The sequence below is a fragment of the Promicromonospora kroppenstedtii DSM 19349 genome, assembly GCF_000515355.1.
GTDB lineage: Bacteria > Actinomycetota > Actinomycetes > Actinomycetales > Cellulomonadaceae > Promicromonospora > Promicromonospora kroppenstedtii.
The window spans coordinates 14,874-18,381 of sequence record NZ_KI911618.1 but is presented as its reverse complement, the minus strand read 5'-3'; the positions used below and the strand labels follow the sequence as shown (position 1 = coordinate 18,381).

Below are 3,508 nucleotides of genomic sequence, written 5' to 3'. Positions count from 1 at the left end.
ACGGTCCGGCACGCCGAGACCGGCGCCTCGCGCCCGGCCGCCGCGACGCCGCGCGGCACGACGGTGCGGTTCCCTGCCGGTACGCCGTTCCCCGTGGCCGACCTCGCGCTGAGCACGCTCACGTTCCCGGCGTCGGTGCTGCCCGAGGGCATGACGTCGCCGTCGGCCGCCGTGGACGGGGACCGGACCACCGCGTGGGTGCCGGGCCCGGGCGGGCGGATGGTGACCGACCTGGGCGCGCCCCGGGAGGTCGGCACCGTGGTGACGGAGTGGGCGCGCGAGCGGGCGCCGTCGGCTGTGGTCTCGGTGAGCGAAGACGGGCTCACGTTCACCGACGTGGGGCCGGTGCGCCGCGACGGCGTCGTCGAGGTGAACCGCACGGCCCGCTACGTGGCACTGACCACGACGTGGCGCACGGGCGACGCCGGCCTCGCTGCGCTCAAGGTGCTGAACCAATCTCAGAGGTAGTCCTTGACCTTGACCCGAGGTCGACCTGGGGCTCGCCGCTGCGGAGTCAGTCGAACGTAGGGTTCGTCGGCGTAAGAAGGCTCATGCGCCGACGAACCCTACGTTCGACTGCCCCGGCCTCACGGCCCTGCCGCGTCAGCCGGAGTGACCGGACCGGCCCCGGCGGGCGGCCGCCACGATCACGACCACCCCGACCAGGGCGAGCACCGGGCCGACGATCGCCCACAGGGTCACGCCCGTCATCGGGCTGCCGGCGAGATAGCCGAGTCCCTGCACGGTGAACACGGAGCCCATCAGCACGAGGACGACGCCGAGCACGATCAGGCCTGACTTCATGGTTCCCTCCGGAGGGCCGCTGCCGGTGTCAGTACTTGTGGGTGCCCAGGGTGGTCGACGAGATCATCGCGTCGTCGGCGTAGCAGTAGCCCCAGCCCTCACCCGGCTCGACGGACCGCATGAGCGGGTGGCCGGAACCCTTGTAGTGCGCGGTGGCGTGCTTGGCCGGGGAGGAGTCGCAGCAGCCCACCTGCCCGCACACCAGGCAGCTGCGCAGGTGCACCCAGGTGCCGCCGACGGCGAGGCACTCGGGGCAACCCTCGCGGTTCTCGGGTTCGAGGACCGCGACCTGGTCCAGGTGCGTGCACTCTTCGGTCATGGTCTCGATCCTCACGTCGCTCCAGCAGATCTGCACAGAGTCTAGGCCGCGGACGGCGGCTCGTGCGGGCCCGGGCCGGTGCTCTCGCGGGCGGTGATCGCGTGGGGTACAACCACGTGCTCGGCCGGGGCGTCCGGCTCGGCGATACGCCGCATCACGAGCCGCACCGCCTCCGCGGCCAGGAGGGGCAGGTCAGGGGTCACCGTGGTCAGGGACGGCACGGAGAACTGCCCGTCCTCGATACCGTCGAAGCCGGCGACGGCCACGTCCTGCGGCACCCGCAGCCCGTGCTCGTGCAGCGCGCGCAGCGCACCCAGCGCCATCAGGTCGTTGAAGCAGAACACCGCGTCAACCTCGACGCCGCGGGCGAGCAGCTGCGTGACGGCGTCCGCCCCGCTGGCCCGGTGGTAGTCGGTGCACTCGACCACGAGGTCCGGGTCGGCGGGCACGCCGGCCTCGGCGAGCGCGGCCAGGTAGCCCTCGCCGCGCAGCCGCCCCGTGCCCGCACCGCTCTGCAGACCGATCCCCGCGATCCGACGTCGGCCCAGGTCCAGGAGGTGCCGGGTGACGTCGCGGGCCGCCGCCACGTTGTCCACGCCCACGTGGTCCACGCCCGCCGGCTCCCCGTACTCCCCCAGCAGCACCAGCGGCGTGCCGTCGCGGCGCTCCACGACCTCCGCGACCGGCGTGACCAGCGGGCTGAAGAAGACGCCGTCGACCAGGTGGCTCGGCAGACCGTCGAGCACCGCGCGCTCCCCCGCCAGGTCGCCCGACGTCTCCTCGATGAGCACCGACTGCCCCACGGCCCGGGCCGCCGCGGCCAGCTCCGAGGCCAGCCCCGCGAAGTAGGGCGAGGTGAGCTCCGGCAACGCGATCGCCAGGAACCCCGCCCGCCCGTGCCGCAGGCTCCGGGCCGACGTGTTGGGCCGGTAGCGCAGCTCGGCGATGGCCGACTCGACGCGCTCGCGGGTCTCGGGCCGCACGTTCGGGTGCCCGTTGATCACGTTCGACACGGTCTTGAACGAGACCCCGGCGCGTTCCGCGACGTGGCGCAGCGTGACCCTCACCGGCCCAGGCTAGACCACCCCTTGCCGACGGCAGGTTATCCGTTGTAACTTCACGCGTGGTTATCCGTTGTAAAGGAGCGACGGCCACGTCATCGAGGACGTGGCGCGCAGCCGCCCGAAGGGACTCGTGACCATGGAGATCCGGCTCGTAGCCGCCCTCGCCACTGCCGCGCTGGTCGTCAGCGCCGTGGCCCTGCCCGGCACAGGCCAGGCCGCACCCCCGCCGTCCGGCACGACCTACACCAACCCGATCACCGACCCGTTCTCGGACACCTACGCCGACCCCGCGGTGATCCGCGGCAAGGACGGCTGGTGGTACCTGTACGCGACGAGCGACCCGCTGGTGACCGGCGGCCCGTTCGGCAACATGCACGTGGCGAAGTCCCGCGACCTGGCGACCTGGGAGTACGTGGGCACCATCTTCGACGACGAGAACAAGCCGGCCTGGGCCGCGGACGCCTCCTACTTCTGGGCGCCCGACATCCGGTACGTCGACGGTCAGTACGTCATGTACTACACGGTCACCGACACGGCGGCGAACCCCGACCCCTGGGACTACACGATCGGCGTGGCCACGGCGCCCACCCCGACCGGACCGTGGACCGACTCCGGAGGCCCGGTCCTGGACCCCCGCCCCGCGCCCGGCGGCGGCTACCTCAACACGATCGACCCGGCCCTCTTCGCCGACGACGACGGCTCGCGCTACCTGTACTTCGGCGGCTTCAACGGTGGCATCTGGGTCACGGAGCTCGACGAGACCGGCACCCGCGCCGTCGGCGAGCCCACCCGCGTGACCGTCGCGGACCGCTACGAGGGCGCCTTCGTGGTCAAGCGCGACGGCTGGTACTACCTCATGGGGTCGTCGGCCAACTGCTGCTCCGGACCGGTGACCGGGTACAGCGTGTACACGGGCCGGTCGCGCTCGCCGCTGGGGCCGTTCACGGACCACGAGGGCGTGGGCATGAACGAGTCCCGCGTGGGCGGCACGCTCGTCGTCGCGCAGAACGGCAACACGTGGATCGGCGTGGGGCACCACGCGGTGTTCTCCGACGTGTCCGGTCAGGACTGGATGCTCTACCACGGCATCGACCGCGACGACCCATGGCTGAACGAGCCAGGCGGCGTGAACCGCCGACCGACCCTGCTGGACCGGCTCGACTGGATCGACGGCTGGCCCGTGGTCAACGCGGGGGCGGGCCCGAGCGAGGGCGCGCAGACCGCGCCCGTCGCGGCGAGCGAGCTGGGCATCGTGAGCGCCGACCCGGCCTCCGGGCATGCGCTGCGCCGGATCACGGGCACGCTGACCCGGGGCACGGAC

The 3,508-nt window shown here is 72.6% G+C and carries 5 protein-coding genes; 2 read left to right on the top strand and 3 right to left on the bottom strand.

All coding sequences use genetic code 11. From position 1 onward, the window contains the following. A partial coding sequence (locus tag PROKR_RS04635) for a discoidin domain-containing protein (protein WP_036960013.1) occupies positions 1-468 on the top strand: 468 nt, incomplete at its 5' end. Between the two features lie 135 nt (positions 469-603). Here PROKR_RS04635 and PROKR_RS04630 read toward each other — a convergent pair. From PROKR_RS04630 to PROKR_RS04620, 3 genes are read right to left on the bottom strand one after another with little or no spacing between them, the layout of a single operon-like run. Continuing rightward, positions 604-804 (bottom strand): hypothetical protein, encoded by a 201-nt coding sequence (locus tag PROKR_RS04630; RefSeq protein WP_036960012.1) that lies wholly within the window; start codon positions 802-804, stop codon positions 604-606. Between the two features lie 28 nt (positions 805-832). Further along, positions 833-1,123: a UBP-type zinc finger domain-containing protein gene (locus tag PROKR_RS04625; RefSeq protein WP_036960023.1), complete on the bottom strand. Its 291-nt coding sequence runs from the start codon at positions 1,121-1,123 to the stop codon at positions 833-835. A gap of 41 nt (positions 1,124-1,164) precedes the next feature. Beyond that, positions 1,165-2,190, bottom strand: coding sequence for a LacI family DNA-binding transcriptional regulator (locus PROKR_RS04620; RefSeq protein WP_036960010.1), 1,026 nt, complete (start codon positions 2,188-2,190; stop codon positions 1,165-1,167). Between the two features lie 133 nt (positions 2,191-2,323). On the opposite strand from PROKR_RS04620, the gene PROKR_RS04615 reads away from it, so the two are divergent. After that, positions 2,324-3,508, top strand: a 1,185-nt coding sequence (locus PROKR_RS04615) for a family 43 glycosylhydrolase (RefSeq protein ID WP_157601884.1), incomplete at its 3' end; no start/stop codon positions are given.

Bases quoted from the DNA above. Each gene is read 5' to 3' on its own strand.
- PROKR_RS04625 (WP_036960023.1), bottom strand. From the start codon at position 1,123: ATGACCGAAGAGTGCACGCACCTGGACCAGGTCGCGGTCCTCGAACCC.
- PROKR_RS04630 (WP_036960012.1), bottom strand. From the start codon at position 804: ATGAAGTCAGGCCTGATCGTGCTCGGCGTCGTCCTCGTGCTGATGGGC.